Raw genomic sequence first — 21,820 nt, 5'->3', positions numbered from 1 at the left:
GCGGGGTGGGTCCGGTTGCGGGGGCGTGAGCGCCATGGATGGCGCGACCGAGCCTACAGGGACGTACTTGCGGCGTCCCCCGCAACCGGACCCACCCCGCCATCCCACGGAATGCAGCTGTTGCTGTTGCTGCTGACGTTGCCGGCCAGCGGCCGGCACTACAGCGGGTGCCGGGCGCCGCCCGGCCGCAGCACCTTCAGCCGACAGCCGATGGCCCCTGCGTACCGGCCAACCGCATCGGTCGCAGGTCAGCCAGGGTCAGCCGTTCCAGCGGCTGCGGCCGTTCAATGGCATAACCCTGCAGCCCCTGCACGCCCATCCCGGCCAGCGCCTCGGCAATTTCGGTGGTCTCCACCCACTCGGCCACCACCTCCATCTGCAGTTCGCGGCCCAGCTCGCTGATCGCGCGCACGCTGGCCCGGCTGACCGGATCGGTGTCCATGTCGCGCACGAACGCCCCATCGATCTTCAGCATGTCCGCCGACAGCTGCCGCAGATAACCGAACGAGGACAGGCCCGAGCCGAAATCGTCCAGCGCCACCCGGCAGCCGCGCGCCTTGACCGCGTCGATGAAGGCACGCGCCTGGCTCAGGTTACCGATGGCCGCCGTTTCGGTGATCTCGAAACAGAGCTTGGACGCCAGCGCGCGGTTGCGCTCCAGCAGGTCGCAGACGAAGGCCAGGAATCCCGGCTCGGCGATCGACTGGGCCGATACATTGACGTTGCACAGGCCCAGCTGCCGTACGTGCGCCGGGCACACCTGCAGGTGGCGGAAAAGCAGGCCGAGCACGTGCCGGTCCAGTACCACCGCCATGCCGTAGCGCTCCACCGCAGGCATGAACTGGCCCGGCAGGTGCAGCACGCCGTCACTGTCACGCATGCGCACCAGCACCTCGTAGTGCAGGTAGGACGGATCACCCACTTTGGCGATGCGCTGCGCATACAACAGCATCCGGTTCTCGGCCATGGCGCGACTGACGCCCTGCAGGCGTTCGGCCTCCAGCCGTCGCTCCTCCAGCGCCAGCCGGTTCTCGTTGAAGCAATGCACGCGGTTGCGACCGGCCTGCTTGGCCGCATAGCACGCGCTGTCGGCCGCGCTCATCAACCAGTTCACGTCCGGCGCCTCGGCTGTCACTTCGACCACGCCGACACTGCAGCTCAACTGGGGACTGCCCTCGCTGACCGGGAACGTGGCCTGGCCCAGGTTGCGGATCAACCGCTGCAGCACACGTTTGGCTTCATCCTGGTTGGCGCGGGCAAGGAACACCGCGAACTCGTCCGCCCCCAGGCGGCCGACCCAGTCGCCATCGCGCACCGCGCCGACCAGGTACTCGGCGAAACTGCGCAGCATCTGGTCGCCGGCCGCGTGGCCGAAGCTGTCGTTGACCAGCTTGAAGTGGTCCAGGTTGATGTAGCCCAGGGCATGAGTTCCACCGTCGGAGCGGACCTGCAGCAGCGATTTTTCCAGCAGGCGCTCGATCTCCCGACGATTGATCAGGCCGGTCAGGGGGTCATGGCTGGCGTGGTGCTCTATCTCACGTGCCAGGGCATGGTTCTGGCTGACATCCTCGACGATGGCGAACACCGACAGGCGGCCGCTGGCAGTGCGCACGCCGGTACCACTCCAGCGCCCCCACACCAGGCTGCCATCGCGGCGCCGGAAGCGCAGCTCGCCCGGTCGCAGCTGGCGCTCCCAGTCGATGTGGCCACTCTCATCGATCACCAGCTCGCCCTCCATCAGCAGCTCGGCCAGCGACATCTGCAGCAGCACGTCCCGACGATGGTCGAGAATGTCGGCCATCGCCTGGTTGGCCTCCACCACCCGGCCGCCGGCATCCAGCTTGAGCATGCCGACGTTGGCTTGGTAGAAGGCAGCCCGGAAGCGGCTCTCATGCTCGGTCAGGTCCTTGCCCACCCGGCGCGCCAGGGCCACCGCCATCAGGCTGATCAGCAGGACCGACAGGCCGCCCACGGCCAGGGTCGCGATGCGCACCGCGCGGGCCATGCGCAGCAGTGCCTGCGAGAACGCCTGCGCCTGCCCGCGCAGCTGGTGGTCGATGCCACGCAGCCGATGCAGGTAGTCATCCACGGTCGCCTCGTCCAGCGGTCCCGAGCCATGGCGCCGTTGCAGTTCCTCCGCCAGCGACTGCATGGCCAGCAGGTTTGCGTCGGTCTGCCGCCACAACCAGGTGGCTTCGCGGAAGGCTCCGACGTTGCGCGCATGGCGGAACGAGAAGATCAGCCGCGGAATGTCGGCGCGGGCATTGCCCCCACGCAGAAAACCGGCGCGGGCTGTCGCCTCGTCCGGTTCGGGTTGCTCCAGCGCCTTGCGGGCCTGCAGGTCACCCAACGGAACCTGCAGTGCCGTCTGGGCATCCTGCAGATCCTGCAGATGGCCACGCGCCAGGTAACGGCTGAGCGCTGCGGTGGCGTCCTGCTGCCCCCGCGACCAGTAGCCCTGCCCTGCGATCCATGCGGTCGATGCCGCCTGCAGCTCCTGGATCACAGCCGACAGCGCGACCAAGCCGATCGCCATGCCCGTCAACAGCGCAAATCGCAGTCCCAGCCCGCGGGTCATCGGTACCCGTCGACGCTGTTGGTCCATGCCACTTCTACCCATCCTGGATCCCCCGAATGTGCTGCGGTGACAATCTCCTACGGAACCGCGCCAGCCTAGAACCGGTGATGTGTGGGCCATGCGAAACCGGACCCGGCCGGTGATCGGCAGCGGCGGCCGGGCCGCCCTGGCGCCATGCAAACAACAACGCCAGCCCGGAGGCTGGCGTTGTTCGTCTACTTCAGCGCGGCTTAGAAGCTGCGCGGGCCACGTGGCTTGTTGAAGCCATCACGACGCGGCGGACGGCTGTCGCGGTCGCCGCCGGGGCCACCCGGACCGCTGCGACGCGGAGCTCCCGGGCCACCCGGACCGCCCGGACCACGCTTGTCGAAGCGCGGCTTGAACGGACGCGGCGCCGGATTGACCTCTTCACCGGCGGCCAACGGGCGCATCTGCAGCTGCTGGCCGGACACCCAGACCTTCTGCAGGTGGGTCAGCACGTCCGACGGCATCTGTGCCGGCAGATCCAGCAGCGAGAAGTCGTCGTGGATGTCGATACGACCGATGAAGCGGCTTTCCAGGCCGGCTTCGTTGGCGATGGCGCCGACGATGTTGGCCGGCTTCACGCCATGCTGGTGGCCGACCGAAATGCGGTAGGTCTCCATGCCCTGCTCCGGTGCACCGCGCGGCGGCACGTCACGGCGCGGGCGCTGCTCGAAGCCACCCTCGGCATCGTCACGACGCGGGCCACGCTCGAAGCGCGGGCCGCGCTCGTTGCGGTCGCCACGTTCCGGGCGCTCGGTGCGCTCGAAACGCTCGCGCGGCGCACGCTCTTCGCGCGGTGCACGCACCGGCGGCTGCAGCAGGAACGGGGTATCGCCCTGCATCATCTTCGCCAGTGCGGCGGCCACTTCGATGGCCGGCACGTTCTGCTCGGACTCGAAACGCTCCAGCAGCTGGCGGTAGAAGTCCAGGCCGCCCTGGCCCAGCGTCTCGGTGATGCGCGAGGTGAACTTGTTGATGCGGTTGTCGTTGACCGCTTCCACGCTCGGCAGCTGCATCTCTTCGATCGGCTGGCGGGTCGCACGCTCGATCTGGCGCAGCATGCCCTTTTCGCGCGGGGTGGCGAACAGGATTGCTTCACCGCTGCGGCCGGCACGGCCGGTACGGCCGATGCGGTGAACGTAGCTTTCGGTGTCGTACGGGATGTCGTAGTTCAGCACGTGGCTGATGCGTTCCACGTCCAGGCCACGAGCGGCCACGTCGGTGGCGACCAGGATGTCCAGCTTGCCTTCCTTCAGCATGGCGATGGTGCGCTCACGCTGGGCCTGCTGCATGTCACCGTTGATGGCGGCAGCGGCCAGGCCACGGGCCTGCAGCTTGCTGGCCAGCTCTTCGGTGCCGGCCTTGGTGCGCGCGAAGACGATCATCGCGTCGAACGGCTCGACTTCGAGGATGCGGGTCAGCGCGTCCAGCTTGTGCATGCCGCTCACCCACCAGTAGCGCTGGCGGATGTTGGCCGAGGTGGTGGTCTTGGTTGCGATGGTGACTTCGACCGGGTCCTTCAGGTACGTCTGCGCAATACGACGGATGGCCGGCGGCATGGTGGCCGAGAACAGCGCCACCTGGCGCTTCTCCGGCAGCTTCTTCAGCACCGCTTCGACGTCGTCGATGAAGCCCATGCGCAGCATTTCATCGGCTTCGTCCAGCACCAGCGTCTTCAGCTCGGACAGGTCCAGCGTGCTGCGGTTCAGATGGTCGATGACGCGGCCGGGGGTACCGACCACGATGTGCACGCCGCGGCGCAGGGCCGTCAGCTGCTGGCCGTACGGCTGGCCGCCGTACACCGGCAGCACGCGGAAACCGGGGATCTTGGAGGAATAGGACTGGAACGCCTCGGCAACCTGGATGGCCAGCTCGCGGGTCGGGGCCAGCACCAGGGCCTGCGGCTTGATCTGCTGCAGGTCGATGTTGGACAGCACCGGCAGCGCGAAGGCCGCGGTCTTGCCGGTACCGGTCTGGGCCTGGCCCAGCACGTCGCGGCCTTCCAGCATCGCCGGGATGGTGGCAGCCTGGATCGGCGACGGCGTTTCGTAGCCGATGGCAGTGACAGCCTGCATGACAGAATCGGACAGGCCGAGCTGCGCGAACTGCAGCTGCGCTTGGGTTTCTTGGGACATGGGGAACTCCGAAGGCACTGCCACGAGCATGGCAGGCGAAAAAAAAGGGGGATTCCGCGCTTTGGGCGCCCTTCTTATCGCGTGCCCTGGCGCTGCTCGGTTGGAGCTGAGGTTTTACTCGCTCAGAGCGGAATGATACCGCACTGTGCCTGAACAAGGTGTACAGGAAGCCAACGGCATGCCGTTACGGCCCGCCGTGGCGCACAATAGGCGCCCATTTTACCGCCGCGGGCCCCTGTCCTGCAGCGCCTGCCCCAGGAAACCCGTTCCATGCAGATCCTCGAATTCGACCTCGACGGCGATTACGTCGAACTCAAGCAGTTGCTGAAGCTTGCCGACCTGGTCACCAGCGGCGGCGAAGCCAAGATGGTCATCAGCGAAGGCCTGGTGCTGGTCGATGGCGAGGTCGAGCTGCGCAAGGCCTGCAAGATCCGCGCAGGCCAGGTGGTCGAGTTCAACGACAGCCAGATCCGCGTCCTGGCCGCCGCGTAAGTCACCGCGTGGCCGTCAGGCCACGCGCTGGGTCAGGTGGGCGGCAATCAACTGCCGGAACGGTGCCACCCCCTGCGCCACCCGCAACCCGGCCGCCCGCAACAGGCGCGCCGGACGACGGTCGTCGGTATACAGGCTGGCAATCGCATTGGTCGCTTCATACAGCGGCCGCGCCGCCAGCCGATGCCCGCGCTGGTAGCGGCCCAGCATGCCGGCCGCGGCGATGTCCGCTCCACGTCGCTGCTGCTCGGCGATGCCCTGCGCCAGCCGCTGCGCGCTGGCCAGGCCCAGGTTGAAACCATGTGCGGTGACCGGGTGCATGCCCACTGCGGCATCACCGATCAGTGCCGAACGTTCGCCGACAAAGCGGTGCGCATATACCCCGACCAGGGGATAGGCCTGTGGCGTGGCCACCGGCTGCATGCGTCCCAGGCGGTGTTCGAAGAACCCGCTGATGGCCTCCCCGAACGCGATCTCATCCATCGCCAGCAGCGCTTCGATCTGCCGCGGCGGCAGGGTGATCACCGCCGATGCCTGGCCTTCGTTGAGCGGCAGCAACGCCATCGTGCGGCCATAGCCGAACCATTCCCATGCTGTGTGGTGGTGATCGCGCTCGACCTGCATCCTGCAGACCAGCATCGATTTGCCGAAGTCACGCATCTGCGCACCGATGCCGAGCATGCGGCGGGTGCCGGAGAAGCGACTGTCGGCACATACCAGCAGCCGCGCATGCAGCTCGCTGCCATCGTCCAGGCGCACCACGTGGCCCTGGCTGTCGGCGCGTACCGCCTGCACCTTGCGGCCATCAAACAGTTCCAGCCCGTCCTGGCCCTGCACCGCCTGCCAGGCCGCGCGGCGGATCAGATGGTTGGGCACCAGCCAGCCCAGCGGCTGGCCATCTACCTGGCTGCTGGCGAAGGTCAGCGCGAAGGGCGAACCTCCGTTCAGCACCCGCGCGTCGCGCAGTTCGGCAACCTCGGCTTCGGGCAGGCGCTGCCACAGGCCAAGCTGTTCCAGGCTTTGCCGCGAGGCATGGGTCAGGGCGATTTCGCGGCCGTCGAAGGCCGCCTCGGCCAGAGCCTGGCGCGGCTGTGCCTCGACCAGCCCCACCTGCAGGCCAGTGCTGGCCAGCGCGCGCGCAAAGCACAGCCCGGCCGGTCCGGCACCGACCACCACCACGTCCATCCTGCGCATGCGCGCCTCCTGCCGTTGATCCAGTCGCGGCCAGCATAGCGCTGCGTGCCTGACCGGCCTTGATCTGGATCAGCTGCGCGTCACAGCAGCGCGAACACCATCGCCAGGATCGCCACGATCGACACCAGCCAGACCAGGCTGCGCACATAGGGCACGCCGGCTGCGTACAGCGGCAGGTAGACAACGCGTGCCCAGAAGTAGACCTGCGCCGCCAGCGCGGTGGTGTCGCTGCCACGCCCGGCCAGCACCACCGCAATCGCAGCGGCGGCGAAGAACGGGAAGGTCTCGAAGAAGTTGGATTGCGCCCGCTGCAGTCGTCCAGCCAGGGGACTCAACAGCCTTGACGAGTCGTCACGTGCGGAGGCGTTCCATTTCATCCCGCGCTCGCGGGTGACCACGGTGGAGGCGGCAAAGATGTAGACGAAACCCAGCAGCATCGCCCACGCCAGCATCGTCAGTTCGGTTGTCATCGTCGATCTCCGTCAGGGGCTGGATGCGCGCAGGCTGTAGCCGGCCAGGCGCCAGGTCTGGTCTTCGTCGAAGCGGAACGACACCAGCTCGCGTACCGGCTGCGCGCTGTTGGCGAAGCGGGTCGGGAAGCTGACGTTGATATACAGGCCTTCGGGCACCGCAGCACCTGCAGCGTATTTCACGCGGGTGATGGTCGGCTGGCCACGCCCGGCCAGCGCGCCAAGACGCGTGCGGTCTGCGGCAAGCTGGCTGACGAAGGCCGCCTTGGGCACTGCGCGGCGGGCAACCGCCGAGGCGCCGTCCCACAACTCACCAGCCCGATTGGCGTCGACCAGTTGCGCGGCCTTCAATGCGGCACTGCCCATTTCCGCGTCCTGTTTCTGCACCTGCGCCTGCTGGGCCGGGCTCAGCGCCGGCGTGGCAGCGGTCGCCGGCTTCGCGGCCGTCGGTGCGCTCGGCGCGGGGCGAGCCGGGGCCGGTGCGGGCGTGGCCGGCGCCGGCGTTTGCGCCAGTGCAGCCAGGGGCAACAGGGACAGCAGCAGGAGCACGCGCTTCATGGACACCGCCGGTTCGATGGAAAGAACCGCAGTCTACGCCAGCGCAGTGAGTGGGCCGTCAGCGCGCCTGGACGCTGCCTTCCACCGCACCCGCCTCGGCCTGCGCCGCCGGTGCCGCCGATGCCGCGGGCAGCTGCTCGGCCACCGGCGGCTGCTCCGGCGGTGCCGGGGGCAGCGTAGCCACGTCGATCTCCGACAGCGGGCTTTCCTCCGGGCACACCGGGTCGGGGAAGCCGAAGCGCTGCTTCAGCGACTGGCCACAGCTGTTGATCGATTCCATGTCGGCACCGTCGCGCTTGCACTGCTGGTCGAACGCCACCAGGAACGCATCCTTGCGCTGCACGAAGTCGTCGCCGCAGGTACGCATCTGCTTGATCCGCTCCAGGTCGTCCTGCACGGCGTTGGTCCCGTCCAGGCCGTACTGGCGAAGCTCTTCGGCCGTCAGCAGGCGCAGGCTGCGGTTGGGCACGGTCATCATCAGGTCGGCCACACCCACCGCCACACCATTGCGCTGCAGATAATCCTTCACGTTGTCATAGACCTCGTGCAGCTCGCGGTTGAGTTCCGCGCGCGAAGTGGCCTTGGAACTGATGCGCATCATGCGGTGGATGCCGACCTTGCCGGTCAACAACCGGTTGTCGCCGGCAGCCAGCACGAACACGCAGGCGCTGTGGCAGATCGAGCCCTCGCGCACCCAGATGGTCCAGCCGGATTCGCCGATGCTGTCGCCGGCAACGATGGCCGATTCCACCTGGCCACCGCTGGAATCCAGATCCAGGATGCGCTTGTGGATCTGCAGCTCGTCGGCGACCACGGCCAGCCGCCACATCATCTCGGCAAACCCGGGGTTGATCTTGCCGTTGTAGCGCACGCGCAGCAGGCCACGCTCGGCGCACGGCGCCAGCGCCTGCTTCAGCTGTTCGCGCTGCAGGCCTTCCAGTTCAATGCCATCGCCGCCGTCGCCGGCGTAATCGGTGGTGCAGCTGACCCAGGCCTTGCCGTTTTCCAGCTGCGCCTGCGGCCAGGGCCGATCAGCCCGGCTGCGCGCCAGTGCCGGTGGTGGCGGCGCATCGGCGGCATTGATCGACACCATGTTTTCACCATCACTGGCCGGGGCCCGCGTGGCCTTGTCGGCCGCGGTGACGTTGCCCGGGTTCTCCAACTGGCTGCAGCCCGCCAGTACCAGGCACAACAGGGGCAACCAGCGGAGTTTGGCGGACATCGGGCAACCGGATTCAGACAGGCAAGAACCACAGTCTACCCGTCCACGACGCGCATTCAGCGCCCGCCACTGAACCTGTTCTGACCTTCACGCACCGTCATTTCCCATTCCAGTGTCTTCCGCCTTCCCGTCCACGCATGGCGTGGATCTACATGTCGACCAAGGTCGACACCCACCAAGAGCAGGCCATGCCACCTCGACAGTTCGCGGAAGTCTGTCGAAGGCGGGGTGGGTCCGGTTGCGGGGGCGTGAGCGCCATGGATGGCGCGACCGAGCTTACAGGGACGTACTTGCAGCGTCCCCTGCAACCGGACCCACCCCGCCATCCCACGGATAGCCCGCTGTTGCCGTTGCCGTTCCTCTGCGGGTGCCGGGCGCAGCCCGGCCAAGCCCCTCCAGCATCCATGTCCGAATATGGCGAGTACTACCGCCCGCAGGCGCCTAGACTGGCGCCATGGATACCGCACTCGCCCTTGATACTGCCGCCTGCGATCGCGCCCGCCTGGCCCGTGATGCACGCTTCGACGGCGTGTTCTTCACCGCCGTGCGCAGCACCGGCATCTACTGCCGGCCGGTGTGCCCGGCGCCACCACCGAAGCCGCGCAACATCACCTATTTCCCCACGGCAGCGGCCGCTGCGTCCGCCGGCTATCGCCCCTGCCTGCGCTGTCGCCCCGAGCTGGCCCCGCTGGCACAACAGGCGCTGGCCGGACAGGCCGTGCAGCGTGCCCTGGCGCTGATCCATGCTGGCTTCCTGCAGGACCAGCCGGTGGCCGAGCTGGCGGGAAAGATCGGCCTCAGCGCACGCCAGCTGCAACGCCTGTTCGTCGAACGGCTGGGCGCAACGCCAGGGCAGATCCACGCGACCCATCGCCTGCTGCTGGCCAAGCAGCTGCTGACCGAAACCACGCTGCCGGTGACCGACGTGGCACTGGCCGCTGGTTACAACAGCCTGCGCCGCTTCAATACGGCATTCCTGCAGGGCTGCGGCATGGCGCCTACCGTACTGCGCCGCCAACACCATCCCCTGGCCACCGACGATGGCGGGCTGGTGCTGCGCCTGGGCTATCGACCGCCGCTGGATTTCCCCCGCATGCTGGCCTTCCTGCGCAAGCGCAGCCTGCCCGGCATCGAACTGATCGGTGAAGACAGTTACCAGCGCGTGCTGGGCACAGCCGAGCGCCCCGCCCTGCTGCGCGTCACCGCCGACCCGAAGCGGCCCGAGCTGCGCCTGCAACTGGACGCGGTCGACCCACGCCTGATTCCGGACATCGTGCGCCGCGTGCGCCGTGTGTTCGACCTGGACGCCGACCTGCAGCAGGTGCACGCAGCGCTGGGCGACGAACCTCTGTTGGCGCGCGGCATCGCCGAGCGCCCCGGCCTGCGCGTGCCAGGCGGATGGGACGGCTTCGAGGTGGGCGTGCGCGCGGTACTGGGCCAGCAGGTCAGCGTGGCCGCGGCCACCACGTTCGCGCGCCGGCTGGTCGATGCCTACGGTGCGCACTTGCCCGGCATGCCGTCCGAATTCGACCGTCAGTTTCCAGCGCCGGACGTACTGGCCGACGCGCCGCTGGAATCGATCGGCCTGCCACGCAGCCGCGCCGCCACCGTGCGCGCCCTCGCCGCAGCCTGCGCCAGCGGCCAGCTGGACTTCGGGCCGGGGCAGGCACTGGAGGAATTCGTCGCCCGCTGCGTGGCCCTGCCCGGCATCGGCCCGTGGACGGCGCAGTACATTGCCCTGCGCGGGCTCGGCCAGCCTGATGCCTTCCCCGCCGGTGACCTGGTGCTGCAGCAGGTGCTGGGCCACGCACAGGGCCAGCGCCTCAGCGAACGTGCCACCGAGGCCCGTTCGCAATCATGGCGACCATGGCGCGCCTATGCCGTGCTGCATCTGTGGCACCTGTCCGGCACTTTCGTTGGAGAACCCTCATGAACCTCTTGTTCGATCGCTTCGATACACCGATTGGTGAACTGACCATCGCCGGGGATGAGAATGGCCTGGCCCACGTTCTGTTCCCGGAAAACCGCCATCCTGCGCGCGGCCGCGAGCACTGGCATTACGCGCCCGGCGCATTGCCGGAGGCGCGCGAACAGTTGCTGCAGTACCTGCACGGTGAGCGCAGCGGTTTCGACCTGGCGCTGGCACCGCATGGCACGCCGTTCCAACTGCGCGTCTGGCACGCGCTGGCGTTGATTCCCTTCGGCCAGACCTGGAGCTACCTGCAGCTGGCGCAGCAGTTGGGCCAGCCGACGGCGACCCGTGCGGTCGGCGCGGCCAATGGCCGCAATCCGTTGCCGATCGTGCTGCCGTGCCATCGCGTGATCGGCAGCAACGGTACGTTGACCGGCTTCGGTGGCGGCCTGGAAACCAAGGCAGCGTTGTTGCGGCTGGAGCAGCGACAGGCACCGCTGTTTGCATGAGGGTTGGAGGCAGGGCTGCGCCCTGCACCCGCTACAAGCCAGAGCAACGTCAACGTCAACGTCAACATCAACGTCCAAAGCCGGCTATCCGTGGGTGGTCGGGGCGGTGTCGGATTGCGGGGTCGCCGCAAGTACGTCCTTGTAGGCTTGGCCGCGGCATCCATGCCGCGGACACCCCGCAATCCGACACCGCCCCGCCTTCGACAGGTTCCCGGTGACGGTTTGATTCGTTCCGGTAGATCCACGCCATGCGTGGATGGAAGCATCCGTAATCTGTCTGGAGAAGAGTCCCCTTGTTGTTCAAGGGGGCGCGCCAAAGGCGCGGGGATAAGGTGAAATGCGCGGACACGCCAGCACGCCAACGGCGGGATGGCGTGTTCAAGGGGGCGCGCCAAAGGCGCGGGGATAAGGTGAAATGCGCGGACACGCCAGCGCGCCACAGGCGCGATGGCGTGTCTTGGGTACGTCATTGCTGCGGATTATCATGGCCGGATGACTTCCGTACGCCTGACCTGCACGCTGGCGCTGCTGCTGCCCCTGGCCGCATGCACCACCACGCCTTCGCCTTCGACAACCATCGCTGCACCTGCCGCGGAGGCGAATACGCCGCCCGCCAGCCCGCCGAAGCTGCTGTTGATCTCCATCGACGGCCTGCGCGCCGATGCGTTGGATCGCGGCCTCACCCCGAACCTGCAACGGATCATCGATGGGGGCGTGCGTGCGCGCTGGATGACGCCCTCCTATCCCTCGCTCACCTTCCCCAACCACTACACACTGGTCACCGGCCTGCGTCCGGACCACCACGGCATCATCAACAACAGCATGGACGATGCCGCGCTCGGTCGCTTCGCGCTGCACGACCGCACTGCGGTGACCACCAGCGGATGGTGGGGCGGCGAACCGATCTGGGTCGGTGCCGAGAAGGTCGGTGTGCGCACCGCCACCACCTCATGGCCGGGCAGCGAAGCCGAGATCCAGGGTACACGGCCCAGCCAGTGGCGCATTTACGATGCCAAGGAACCGCTGGAGCAGCGTGCGCAGACGGTGCTCGACTGGCTGTCGCAGACCGATGCCGATGCGCCGCGCCTGACCACGCTGTACATGGAGCACGTGGACAAGGCCGGCCACAACTTTGGCCCCGAATCCAGGCAGTACACCGAGGCCATCGTGCATGCCGACCAGGTCATCGGCCAGGTGCTCGATGGCCTGCAGCAGCACGGCCTGGCCGACAGCACCAACGTGATCGTGGTCTCCGATCACGGCATGGCGTCGGTACCCGAGGGCCAGGTGATCGCCCTCGAATCGATGGTTGACCCTGCCATCGCGCGCAACGTCAGCGCAGGCCAGTCGGTCGGCTTCGCGCCGGAGGTGGGACGCGAAGCAGAGGCCGAGCGTGCCCTGCTCGGTCGCCACATGCACTACGAATGCTGGAAGAAGGAGAATCTGCCGGCGCGCTGGCATTACGGCACCCATCCGCGCGTGCCGGCCATCGTCTGCCAGATGGATGAAGGCTGGGACGCGCTGACGCGCGAGAAGATCGCCAAGCGCGAGCACGCCGATCGCGGCTCACATGGCTACGACAACGCGTTGCCGTCGATGCGCGCAGTGTTCGTCGCCCGTGGCCCTTCATTCCGGCAAGGCCTGGTGATCGACGGTTTCGACAATGTCGACGTCTACCCGCTGCTGGCGCACCTGCTGCAGGTGCCGGAAGCGGCCAACGATGGCAACGCGCAGACGCTGCAGAAAACCCTGCGCTGATCGCGGCGCCATGCCCTGGCCATGGTCAAAAAAAACGCGGCGCCGAGCGCCGCGTTTTTCTTTGGACCGGTCGGTCGGCGGATCAGCCGGCCTTGGCCACTGCCTTCTTGGCCACAGCCTTCTTCGCCGGAGCCTTGGCCACGGTCTTCTTGGCAACCGGGGCGGCGGCGCCTACGGCGACCTTGCTCGCGGTGTGCGAACGGGCGTTGCCGTAGCTGGCGTTGTAGCGCTTGCCCTTGGCGGTCTTGCGGTCACCCTTACCCATGTCTTCAACTCCTCAAATGTGAAATCTGGTTACCCCGTACTGACACGGGTTCGGCGGGGCCGCCTTGCTGGGCGCCCCCGCGCACGATCGGAAAGCCTACCACGGAGCGCCTAGTGCGCGCAGCTGGCGTCATGCACGTGGCCGTGGTTCAAGCGCAGGTTGACCAGGTGCGCGATGCCGACCAGCAGGCCGCCCAGGGTCATCACCACCGCGTGCGGCACCGCGTTGTGGTGCAGCGGGTCGTACAGCACGCCGGCCCACAACGCGACCAGGCCGGGAATCAGGAATGCCAGCGCACGCAGCGCGCCGTGCCGCCGGTAACCCCAGACCAGGCTGAACAAGCCCAGCAGGGTCACGAACACCACCAGCGCCTTCTCCACGCCATCACTGAGCCAGAAGGACAGGCCAAGCGAGGGGGCAGCGGCCAGCAGCAGCGGAATGACCGCGCAGTGCACCGCGCACAGCATCGAACCGGTGGCGCCGAAGCGATCGAGCAGGTGGCGCAGGCGTGAGGGCAAAGGCATGACTTCCAGCAGGGCGGCGAATCGTTATGGAATAATATAACATCGTTTCCCGACCCGCACGGTTCCCCTCCCCCTGTCCCGCCGACGGGATTCGTGCGCCACCCGATTGATACAATGTAACAAAGGACCGCCCATGCCCTCCCGTCACCCTCGCCTCAAGCCGCATTCCCTGGCCCTGGCGCTTGCTGCGCTGCTGCCCTCCGTCGCCTTTGCGGCCTCCGACGATGATTCGCATCGTGACCGCCACCTGACCGAGCTGTCCTCGGTGCAGGTCACGGCATCGCCGCTGCAGGGTGATGCCGAATCGCTGGCGCGCCCGGTCGAAGTGCTGGCCGGTGAGCGCCTGGACGAGCAGAAGGCCGGCACCCTCGGTGACACCGTCGCCAAGCTGCCCGGCGTGCAGAGCACCTTCTTCGGCCCCGGCGTCGGCCGCCCGATCATCCGTGGCCAGGAAGGCCCGCGCGTGGCCGTGCTGTCCAACGGCATGGGCAACATGGACGCCTCCACCGTCAGTGCCGACCATGCCACCAGCATCGAGCCGTTCCTGGCCGACCAGATCGAAGTGCTGAAAGGCCCGGCTACCCTGCTGTTCGGCAGCGGCGCGATCGGCGGTGCGGTGAACGTGGTCGATGGGCGCATTGCGCGCGAACTGCCGGATCGTCCGCTCAGCGGCCGTGCCGAGCTGCGTGGCAATTCGGTCAACGACGAACGCAGCGGCATGTTCCGTCTGGACGGCGTGAGCGGCAATGTCGTGCTGCACGTGGATGGCCTGGTGCGCAATGGCGATGATTTCCGCATTCCCGGCTACGCGGTGATCGACGGCCTGGAAGACCACCACGATGACCACGACCACGCGGGCGAGGAAGGCGAAGAGCCGCGTCGCGGCCGCCTGGACAACAGTTCCATCCGCACCCGCGCCGGTGGCGTCGGCGCCACCTGGCTGGGCGAAGGCGGCTACTTCGGCGCCTCGGCCAGCACCTACCGCACCAACTACGGCATCCCCAACGGCGCCCACGTGCATGCCGACGGCGATGGCCACGACCATGATCACGACCACGACCATGGCGAGGAGGAGGAAGGTGAAGAGCACGACGTGCGCATCGACATGGTGCAGAACCGTTTCGAGACCAAGGCCGGCATCTACAACCCGGTATCGTTCCTGAAGAACGTCAACGCGCGCGTGGCCTACACCGACTACGAACACGTGGAGCTGGAAGCCGGCACGCCGTCCACCCGCTTCACCAACCGCGGCATCGAAGGCCGCCTGGAAGCGGTGCAGCAGCAGATCGGCGGCTGGGACGGCGCCTTCGGCCTGCAGTTCGGCAACAGCGATTTCGGCGCCAAGGGCGAAGAAGCGTTCGTGCCCGATACCGGAACCAAGAACATCGGCCTGTTCGTTCTGCAGGAAAAGCAGTTCGGCCCGTTCAAGCTGGAACTGGGCGGTCGCCACGACCAGGTCAAGCTGGACCCGACCGGCGACTACCGCCGCCGCAAGTTCGACGCCACCAACCTGTCGGCCGCCGGTATCTGGAAGCTCAACGATGCGGTCGACCTGCGCATCGGCGTGGACAGCTCCGAGCGTGCACCGACCAATGAGGAGCTGTACGCCGCCGGTGCGCACATCGCCACCCGTTCGCTGGAAATCGGTGATGCCAACCTGAAGACCGAGCGCGGCCAACGCATCGAACTGGGCATCCACACCCACAGCGAGCGCCTGGACTTCTCTGCCGCGATCTACCAGACCAGGTTCAAGGACTTCATCTACCTGGCCGACACCGGCATCACCGAGAGCCTGCCGGTGCGCACCTGGACCCAGCAGGACGCGGTGTTCAAGGGCGCCGAAGCCGAAGCGCTGGTGCACCTGTTCGAAGGCGGCGCCGGCGATTGGGACCTGCGCGTGTTCGGCGACTACGTGCAGGCCAAGCTGGACGGCAACGGCAGCCGCACCCTGGACATCGCCGTGCCGCACGGTGACCACAACCACAACTACAGCGTGGAACTGGCCAACACCGGTTACCTGCCGCGCATCGCCCCGGCCCGTGTCGGCGCCGACCTGCGCTGGGCGAAGGATGGCTGGCGTGCCTCGGTGGGCGCGGTGCGTTACAGCCGGCAGAAGGACGTTGCGCAGAACGAGGAGCCGAGCAACGGCTACACCCTGGTCGATGCGCACCTGGCCTACCGCTGGGACCGCAGCGACAGCAACAGCTACGAGTTGTTCCTGGATGGCAGCAACCTGACCAACCGCGAAGTGCGTCCGCATACCTCGCTGCTGAAGGATTACTCGCCGCTGCCGGGTCGTGGTGTCGCCTTCGGGATCCGCGCGTTCTTCTGATGAGGCATCCACGCATGGCGTGGATCTACTGAAGTGCATCCGCGCGTGGTGTGGATCTACTGAAGTGCATCCACGCATGGCGTGGATCTACTGACTTTGACGGCGGCATGCTGTCGTTCTCTCCCGGGGGGCCAGTTGGCCCCCCGCCTTTTTTGATGACCTCGATCGACCCTCACGCATTCGTCACAAAGATGTGCGTACGACAACAAGCGGACAATCCCGTCGCCATCTGTCTCTCGCCATCCGGACATTTGTGTCCGAAAATGAAGCCATGACCACCCAACGTGCCGATGCCGCTGCCCGCCGAGCCCTCATCCTCGATGCTGCCGACCATGTGTTCGGCCAACACGGCGTCACCGCGCCGCTGGACCTGGTGGTCGAGCGTGCCGAAGTCGGCCGCGCCACCCTGTATCGGAATTTTCCTGACCGCACCGCGCTGATCCAGGCGCTGCTGCAGCGCACGGTCGACCGCATCCGCCGCCAGGTCGAGCAGCTTGGCGACCGCGACGACGCCCTGTTCGAGGTGTTCGAAGGCATGGCCCAGCGCATCGTCGATTCGCCGGCACTGGCCGATTACTGGCGCGCGGTCGATTCGGACGTGCCGGCCATGCGCACCGCACGCGAGACCGTGCGCGACCTGCTGGAAGCCCCCATCGCCCGCGCCAAGGCCGCTGGCCTGTGCCGGCCCGACCTGGAAAAGACGGATATTTCACTGATCTCGGGCATGCTGGGGGCGGCCCTGCGCGGCAAGACCCGCGATGAGCGCGCCCAGCTGGCCGGGCGTGCCCTGCAGCTGCTGCGCGGGGGACTCCAGGGAGCAGCCAGCGGGGAACGCTGATGGTGCAGCCGTACCTCAAGCCGGTTCCGGATTGGGACGAGCACGAGAAGCCGACCATGCCTGGTTCGGCGTCGATGCCCTGGCACCCGCCTTATCGGCGTGCAGCCTATGCACTGGTGTCGCTGCTGGTGGCCATCACCGGTGGCCTCGGCAATGCGCTGGTAACGGCCAACCTGCCCTTCCTGCAGGGGCAACTGGCGCTCACCCCCACCCAGGGCAGCTGGCTGGTGGCTGCCTACGCCATGGTCAACGTGACCGCCAACCTGCTGGCCTTCAAGTTCCGCCAGCAATACGGCATCCGCCTGTTTGCCGAGATCGGCCTGGGGCTGTATGCGGCGCTGGCGGTGCTGCACCTGTTCGTCGGCAGTTTCGAGACCACCATGCTGACCCGCGCCGCCAGCGGTTTCGCCGGCGCGGCCTGTTCGACGCTGGGGACGCTGTACATGCTGCAGGCGCTGCCGCGGCGATTCACCGGCAACCTGCTGGTGATCGGCGTCGGCCTGTCGCAGCTGGCGGTGCCGATTGCCTGGATCGTCTCGCCCGGCCTGGTCGATACCGGCCAATGGCACCAGCTGTATTCGTTCGAAGCAGGGCTGGCGCTGTGCGCGTTTGCCGCCGTGGTCGTGCTGAAGCTGCCGCCGGGCATCCAGGTCAAGGCCTTCGAACCGCTGGATTTCCTCACCTTCGCCCTGCTCGCGCCTGCCGTCGCCCTGCTGGTGGTGGTGCTGGCCCAGGGCTACACGCGCTGGTGGTTGAACACGCCGTGGCTGGGCTGGGCGCTGATCGCCTCCATCGTGCTGACCACCACCGCACTGATCATCGAACACTACCGGCGCAACCCGCTGCTGCAGATCCGTTGGCTGTCGACCCTGCCGGTGATGCACTTCATCGTCGGCGCCTTCCTGATCCGCTTCCTGACCACTGAACAGTCCTACGGCGTGGTCAACCTGATGCGCACGCTGGGCATGGGACCGGACCAGATGCGGCCGCTGTTCGTGGTGATCCTGGCCGGCGTGGTCACCGGCATCGCCGGTGCGTCACTGACCTTCGGCCCGAAGCGCCTGATTGCGCAGTTGCTGATGGCGATCCTGCTGCTGGGTGCCGCCGCGTTCTTCGACCAGCACCGCACCAGCCTGGATCGCCCGCATGACTTCTACATCAGCCAGTTCCTGGCGTCGGTGGGCGCCGGCATGTTCATGGGCCCGCTGATCATGCTTGGCATTTCCGCCGCGTTGAAACAAGGCGTGGACCACATGATCACCTTCCTGGTGACATTGTCGATCACGCAGACGCTGGGCGGACTGGCCGGCTCGGCCGTGCTGGGAACGTTCCAGCTGCATCGCGAGCAGCTGTATTCCAGCGCGCTGACGAGCCAGCTCGATCCAGCCGACCCGGTGGTGGCACAGCGCCTGCGCATCCAGCAACAGCTGTACGCAGCGCAGATCACCGACCCGGTGCTGCGCAGTGCCCAGGGCAGCGCGCAGCTGGCGCAGACCACCCGCCGCGAAGCCAACGTGCGAGGGTTCAACGATGTGTTCACCCTGAGCGGCTGGCTGGCAATCGGTTTCCTGTGCTGGTTGCTGCTGCTGTCGCTGCGTACCGCCGTACGCAAACAATGGCGCAAGCGCCATCCTTCCTCCCCCGCTGCGGCTGCGACCGCGGCACCGCGCTGAGTCCACCGTCATGCCTCCCGTCCCGCCCCGTCCAGACGACACCGACGCTGCCGAGAACGTCACCCCGCCGCCGCCCACCGATGCGGCACCGGCGGCGACGCCTGCCGCGCCCGCCGCCGCGCCGAAGTACCTCAAGCCGAGTTCGCGCAGCGTGGTGGTGATGGTGGTGGTGGCCCTGCTGGGCATCGCGCTGATCCTGCGCGCCTGGCACCTGTGGCCGTTCACCAGCACCGTGATGGTGACCGACAACGCCTACGTGCGCGGTCAGATCACGGTGATGGCGCCGCAGGTGAACGGCTATGTGACCGACGTGCTGGTGAAGGACTTCCAGCACGTGAAGCAGGGCGAGCCGCTGCTGCGCATCGACGACCGCATCTACGCGCAGCGGGTGGCGCAGGCGCAGGCCACGTTGGACAGCGCGCGCGCGGCCCTGGCCAATTCGGACCAGTCGCAGGCGCAGAACCGCGCGCAGATTGCTGCGGCGCGGGCCACGCTGTCGGCCGGCCAGGCCGAGCTGCAGCGCTCGCGCAACGAGGCCAAGCGCTACGAGGAACTGGCGGCGCAGCAGCTGGTGTCGATCAACGACCGCGACAAGTTCCGCACCAGCCAGGCCTCGGCGCAGGCCAGCGTGCAGCAGTCGCAGGCGCAGATCCGCATCGCCGAAGAAACCCTGGTCTCGACCCAGGTCTCGCGCAAGAGCCTGGAAGCGCAGGTGGAAAGCGCGCAGGCACAGCTTGAGCTGGCCCGCATCGACCTGGCCAATACGGTGATCCATGCGCCGCGCGATGGGCAGATCAGCGAGGCCAGCGTGCGCGTGGGGCAGTACGTGGCGGCCGGTTCGCAGCTGCTGTTCCTGGTGCCCGACGCATTGTGGGTGGTGGCCAACTACAAGGAAGGCCAGACCTGGCAGATGAAGATCGGGCAGCCCGCCTCGTTCTCGGTGGATGCGTTCCAGGGCCAGGTGCTGCGCGGACGCGTGGAGCAGATCGCGCCGGCCACCGGATCGGAGTTCAGCGTGCTGCGCCCGGACAATGCCAGCGGCAATTTCACCAAGGTGGTGCAGCGGCTGCCGGTGCGTATCTCGATCAACGGGGACCAGGAACTGGCGGCGCGGTTGCGGCCGGGCATGTCGGTGATCGTGCGGGTGGATACCGCGACCAAGCCGATGGACTAGGGCGCCGGCCCGGTGGAGTCGAGCCATGCTCCATGCTCGGCTGCATTGTTATGAAATGGGGTCAGATCCCTTTGCCACTGGCAAAGGGATCTGACCCTAATCCCGAGGAAGCCGGCCAGCGGCCGGCACTACCCTCGCATCAGCCTGCGCAGCGGGCGCAGAGTCCGTGTACTTCCAATGTCTGTGCCTGCGGTTGGAAGCCGAGCTCCTTGGCCCGCTTTTCCAGCTGGGTCACGATCTCGCGGTCTTCCAGTTCCACCGCGCTGTGGCAGCTGTTGCAGATCAGGAACGGCACCGAATGGGCCGCACTGCTGGGGTGGTGGCAGGCCACGAAGGCATTGACCGATTCCAGCTTGTGCACGAAGCCATTGGCCATGAGGAAGTCGAGCGCGCGGTACACGGTGGGCGGGGCGTCAGCGCCCACACCCTTGCCGTTGCGCACCCACTCCAGCAGCTCGTAGGCCTTGACCGGCTTGCCGGCCTCGGCGATCAGCTTGAGCACGTTGGCGCGGATGGGGGTAAGGCGCAGCCCGCGCTCGCGCGAGACACGCTCGACCACCGCCACGAAATCAGAAGCGTCGTGGACATGGTGGTGCGGGGCCGTACAGGCGGTTTTGGCGGACATGCGCGTTCTCCAGTTCGGGCGTGGGCCGCAGGGCTCAGGCCGTTGCTACCTTGGTGATGGCCACATCGATGCGTTTCAAGGCCTGCTCGCGGCCGGCCAGGTACACGGTATGGGAAATGTCAGGGCTGACCTGGGTGCCGGTGATGGCCACGCGCAGCGGCTGGGCGACCTTGCCCATGCCCATTTCCAGCGCGGCGGCTGCATCGTGCAGGGCCACGCCAACGGCTTCGGCGGTCCACTCCGGCAGGGCCGCCAGCAGCTCGCGGGCCTTGCCCAGCGGCAGTTCCGCACCGGCCTTGAAGTGCTTGGCCACGGCCGCTTCATCGTATTCGTTCAGCGGCTGGTACCAGACCACGGCCTTCTCGGCCATTTCCTTCAGGGTCTGCACGCGCTCGCGGAGGGCGATCACCACGTCCACCGGCGCCGGGCCAGCGGCCACATCCAGGCCCAGCTTCTGCAGCTGGTAGACCAGGTGCGGCACGATCGCGGCCGGCTCCTCGGTCTTCAGGAAGTGCTGGTTGACCCAGCCCAGCTTGGCCATGTCCAGGCGCGAGGCCTTGGAATTGCAGTCCTTCACATCGAACAGGTCGATCAGTTCCTGGCGGCTGAACAGTTCCTGGTCACCGTGCGACCAGCCCAGACGGGCCAGATAGCTCAGCAGTGCATCAGGCAGGTAGCCGGCGTCCTTGTACTGCATCACGTCGGCCGCGCCGGTACGCTTGGACAGCTTGGCGCCCTGCTCGTCCAGGATCATCGGCATGTGGCCGAACTTCGGCACCGGTGCGCCGATGCCTTCGTACAGGTTGATCTGGCGCGGGGTGTTGTTGATGTGGTCGTCGCCACGGATGACTTCGGAGATCTTCATGTCCCAGTCGTCCACCACCACCGCGAAGTTGTAGGTGGGGTAGCCGTCCGGACGGAAGATGACCATGTCATCCAGCTCGCTGTTGGCGATCTCGATGCGGCCCTTGATCAGATCATCGAACACCACCGTGCCTTCAAGCGGGTTCTTGAAGCGGATGACGCGGTTCGGATCGTCCCTGTACGGCAGGCCCTGCTCGCGGGCAGCGCCGTTGTAACGCGGCTTTTCCTGCCTGGCCATCGCGGCCTCGCGCATGGCGTCCAGCTCTTCGCGGGTTTCGTAGGCGTAGTACGCCTTGCCGTCGGCGATCAGCTGCTCGGCCACTTCCTTGTACCGGGCGACGCGCTCTGTCTGGTAGAACGGGCCTTCGTCGTAGTCCAGGCCCAGCCACTCCATCGCCTCCAGGATCGCATCGATCGCACCCTGGGTGCTGCGTTCACGGTCGGTGTCCTCGATGCGCAGCACGAACTCGCCGCCACGATGGCGGGCCTCCAGCCAGCAGTACAGCGCGGTGCGGGCGCCACCGATATGCAGGTAGCCGGTGGGACTGGGGGCGAAGCGGGTGCGGCAGGTCATGGAGGGCTCGAGGAACGGGTATCCCCCGATTTTACCAGCCCTCCGCCCCCTGCGGAAAAAGGGGACGGAGGGGGCCAAGTCACTATTGCCGCGCTCCCG

At 67.2% G+C, this 21,820-nt stretch carries 18 protein-coding genes; 8 read left to right on the top strand and 10 right to left on the bottom strand.

All coding sequences use genetic code 11. From position 1 onward, the window contains the following. Positions 1-196: 196 nt before the first annotated feature. Positions 197-2,620 carry an EAL domain-containing protein gene (locus M2299_RS13480; RefSeq protein ID WP_099783353.1) on the bottom strand — a complete coding sequence of 808 codons (2,424 nt, stop codon included), beginning with the start codon at positions 2,618-2,620 and terminating at the stop codon, positions 197-199. Positions 2,621-2,808: 188 nt separating this feature from the next. Further along, positions 2,809-4,737 (bottom strand): DEAD/DEAH box helicase, encoded by a 1,929-nt coding sequence (locus M2299_RS13475; RefSeq protein WP_025877722.1) that lies wholly within the window; start codon positions 4,735-4,737, stop codon positions 2,809-2,811. 270 nt (positions 4,738-5,007) lie between these two features. Between M2299_RS13475 and M2299_RS13470 the strand changes: the two genes are divergently transcribed. Then, positions 5,008-5,229 carry an RNA-binding S4 domain-containing protein gene (locus M2299_RS13470; RefSeq protein ID WP_025877723.1) on the top strand — a complete coding sequence of 74 codons (222 nt, stop codon included), beginning with the start codon at positions 5,008-5,010 and terminating at the stop codon, positions 5,227-5,229. A gap of 15 nt (positions 5,230-5,244) precedes the next feature. On the opposite strand, the gene ubiM is transcribed toward M2299_RS13470, so the two are convergent. From ubiM to M2299_RS13450, 4 genes are all read right to left on the bottom strand, one after another. After that, entirely contained in the window at positions 5,245-6,423 is a 1,179-nt protein-coding gene (gene ubiM / locus M2299_RS13465) for a 5-demethoxyubiquinol-8 5-hydroxylase UbiM (RefSeq protein WP_033830692.1), read from the bottom strand. An 80-nt stretch (positions 6,424-6,503) separates the two neighbouring features. Then, complete coding sequence (locus tag M2299_RS13460; RefSeq protein WP_280884522.1) at positions 6,504-6,893, bottom strand: MAPEG family protein; 390 nt, start codon at positions 6,891-6,893, stop codon at positions 6,504-6,506. Between the two features lie 12 nt (positions 6,894-6,905). After that, the gene (locus tag M2299_RS13455; protein WP_025877727.1) at positions 6,906-7,451 is read right to left on the bottom strand and encodes a DUF4019 domain-containing protein; all 546 of its coding nucleotides are present in this window, start codon (positions 7,449-7,451) and stop codon (positions 6,906-6,908) included. Positions 7,452-7,509: 58 nt separating this feature from the next. Next, a complete protein-coding gene (locus M2299_RS13450; RefSeq protein WP_280884521.1) occupies positions 7,510-8,673 on the bottom strand; it encodes a hypothetical protein in 1,164 nt (387 codons plus the stop codon). 454 nt (positions 8,674-9,127) lie between these two features. Between M2299_RS13450 and M2299_RS13445 the strand changes: the two genes are divergently transcribed. The 3 genes from M2299_RS13445 to M2299_RS13435 all read left to right on the top strand — a co-directional run bounded on the left by M2299_RS13445 (position 9,128) and on the right by M2299_RS13435 (position 12,852). Next, positions 9,128-10,606 (top strand): DNA-3-methyladenine glycosylase 2, encoded by a 1,479-nt coding sequence (locus M2299_RS13445; RefSeq protein ID WP_280884520.1) that lies wholly within the window; start codon positions 9,128-9,130, stop codon positions 10,604-10,606. Then, positions 10,603-11,094, top strand: a complete 492-nt coding sequence (locus M2299_RS13440; protein ID WP_025877732.1) for a methylated-DNA--[protein]-cysteine S-methyltransferase — start codon at positions 10,603-10,605, stop codon at positions 11,092-11,094. Before M2299_RS13445 ends, M2299_RS13440 begins: the two co-directional genes overlap by 4 nt. A gap of 492 nt (positions 11,095-11,586) precedes the next feature. Next, entirely contained in the window at positions 11,587-12,852 is a 1,266-nt protein-coding gene (locus M2299_RS13435) for an ectonucleotide pyrophosphatase/phosphodiesterase (protein WP_280884519.1), read from the top strand. A gap of 82 nt (positions 12,853-12,934) precedes the next feature. Here M2299_RS13435 and M2299_RS13430 read toward each other — a convergent pair whose 3' ends face one another. Together M2299_RS13430 and M2299_RS13425 are read right to left on the bottom strand one after the other, a co-directional pair. Continuing rightward, positions 12,935-13,117, bottom strand: a complete 183-nt coding sequence (locus tag M2299_RS13430) for a 30S ribosomal protein THX (protein ID WP_025879339.1) — start codon at positions 13,115-13,117, stop codon at positions 12,935-12,937. 110 nt (positions 13,118-13,227) lie between these two features. Next, on the bottom strand, positions 13,228-13,641 hold the full coding sequence (locus M2299_RS13425; RefSeq protein WP_025879338.1) for a MerC domain-containing protein: 414 nt from the start codon (positions 13,639-13,641) through the stop codon (positions 13,228-13,230). 133 nt (positions 13,642-13,774) lie between these two features. Here M2299_RS13425 and M2299_RS13420 point away from each other — a divergent pair, with 133 nt between their 5' ends. From M2299_RS13420 to M2299_RS13405, 4 genes are all read left to right on the top strand, one after another. Then, positions 13,775-15,973 (top strand): TonB-dependent receptor, encoded by a 2,199-nt coding sequence (locus M2299_RS13420; protein ID WP_223484943.1) that lies wholly within the window; start codon positions 13,775-13,777, stop codon positions 15,971-15,973. 271 nt (positions 15,974-16,244) lie between these two features. Further along, positions 16,245-16,811, top strand: coding sequence for a TetR/AcrR family transcriptional regulator (locus M2299_RS13415; RefSeq protein WP_025879336.1), 567 nt, complete (start codon positions 16,245-16,247; stop codon positions 16,809-16,811). Next, on the top strand, positions 16,811-18,484 hold the full coding sequence (locus M2299_RS13410; protein ID WP_280884518.1) for an MFS transporter: 1,674 nt from the start codon (positions 16,811-16,813) through the stop codon (positions 18,482-18,484). The genes M2299_RS13415 and M2299_RS13410 overlap by 1 nt, the downstream gene beginning before the upstream one ends. A 10-nt stretch (positions 18,485-18,494) precedes the next feature. Further along, on the top strand, positions 18,495-19,658 hold the full coding sequence (locus M2299_RS13405; protein WP_032976052.1) for an HlyD family secretion protein: 1,164 nt from the start codon (positions 18,495-18,497) through the stop codon (positions 19,656-19,658). Positions 19,659-19,797: 139 nt separating this feature from the next. On the opposite strand, the gene M2299_RS13400 is transcribed toward M2299_RS13405, so the two are convergent. Together M2299_RS13400 and gltX are read right to left on the bottom strand one after the other, a co-directional pair. After that, positions 19,798-20,283, bottom strand: a complete 486-nt coding sequence (locus tag M2299_RS13400) for a Fur family transcriptional regulator (protein ID WP_025879333.1) — start codon at positions 20,281-20,283, stop codon at positions 19,798-19,800. A 34-nt stretch (positions 20,284-20,317) separates the two neighbouring features. Next, a complete protein-coding gene (gene gltX, locus M2299_RS13395; RefSeq protein ID WP_033830686.1) occupies positions 20,318-21,721 on the bottom strand; it encodes a glutamate--tRNA ligase in 1,404 nt (467 codons plus the stop codon). Positions 21,722-21,820 lie beyond the last annotated feature (99 nt).

The organism is Stenotrophomonas sp. 1278 (assembly GCF_029892765.1).
In the GTDB taxonomy this organism is placed as follows: Bacteria; Pseudomonadota; Gammaproteobacteria; order Xanthomonadales; family Xanthomonadaceae; genus Stenotrophomonas; species Stenotrophomonas indicatrix.
The sequence above is the reverse complement of the archived record's forward strand: the minus strand, read 5'-3'. Positions and strand labels throughout refer to the sequence as shown.

Coding starts and splice junctions, on each gene's coding strand:
- ubiM (WP_033830692.1), bottom strand. CDS start 6,423: ATGCGCAGGATGGACGTGGTGGTGGTCGGTGCCGGACCGGCCGGGCTG.
- M2299_RS13420 (WP_223484943.1), top strand. CDS start 13,775: ATGCCCTCCCGTCACCCTCGCCTCAAGCCGCATTCCCTGGCCCTGGCG.
- M2299_RS13435 (WP_280884519.1), top strand. CDS start 11,587: ATGACTTCCGTACGCCTGACCTGCACGCTGGCGCTGCTGCTGCCCCTG.
- M2299_RS13405 (WP_032976052.1), top strand. CDS start 18,495: ATGCCTCCCGTCCCGCCCCGTCCAGACGACACCGACGCTGCCGAGAAC.
- M2299_RS13440 (WP_025877732.1), top strand. CDS start 10,603: ATGAACCTCTTGTTCGATCGCTTCGATACACCGATTGGTGAACTGACC.
- M2299_RS13475 (WP_025877722.1), bottom strand. CDS start 4,737: ATGTCCCAAGAAACCCAAGCGCAGCTGCAGTTCGCGCAGCTCGGCCTG.
- M2299_RS13480 (WP_099783353.1), bottom strand. CDS start 2,620: ATGGGTAGAAGTGGCATGGACCAACAGCGTCGACGGGTACCGATGACC.
- M2299_RS13400 (WP_025879333.1), bottom strand. CDS start 20,283: ATGTCCGCCAAAACCGCCTGTACGGCCCCGCACCACCATGTCCACGAC.
- M2299_RS13425 (WP_025879338.1), bottom strand. CDS start 13,641: ATGCCTTTGCCCTCACGCCTGCGCCACCTGCTCGATCGCTTCGGCGCC.
- gltX (WP_033830686.1), bottom strand. CDS start 21,721: ATGACCTGCCGCACCCGCTTCGCCCCCAGTCCCACCGGCTACCTGCAT.
- M2299_RS13455 (WP_025877727.1), bottom strand. CDS start 7,451: ATGAAGCGCGTGCTCCTGCTGCTGTCCCTGTTGCCCCTGGCTGCACTG.
- M2299_RS13460 (WP_280884522.1), bottom strand. CDS start 6,893: ATGACAACCGAACTGACGATGCTGGCGTGGGCGATGCTGCTGGGTTTC.
- M2299_RS13415 (WP_025879336.1), top strand. CDS start 16,245: ATGACCACCCAACGTGCCGATGCCGCTGCCCGCCGAGCCCTCATCCTC.
- M2299_RS13470 (WP_025877723.1), top strand. CDS start 5,008: ATGCAGATCCTCGAATTCGACCTCGACGGCGATTACGTCGAACTCAAG.
- M2299_RS13410 (WP_280884518.1), top strand. CDS start 16,811: ATGGTGCAGCCGTACCTCAAGCCGGTTCCGGATTGGGACGAGCACGAG.
- M2299_RS13445 (WP_280884520.1), top strand. CDS start 9,128: ATGGATACCGCACTCGCCCTTGATACTGCCGCCTGCGATCGCGCCCGC.
- M2299_RS13450 (WP_280884521.1), bottom strand. CDS start 8,673: ATGTCCGCCAAACTCCGCTGGTTGCCCCTGTTGTGCCTGGTACTGGCG.
- M2299_RS13430 (WP_025879339.1), bottom strand. CDS start 13,117: ATGGGTAAGGGTGACCGCAAGACCGCCAAGGGCAAGCGCTACAACGCC.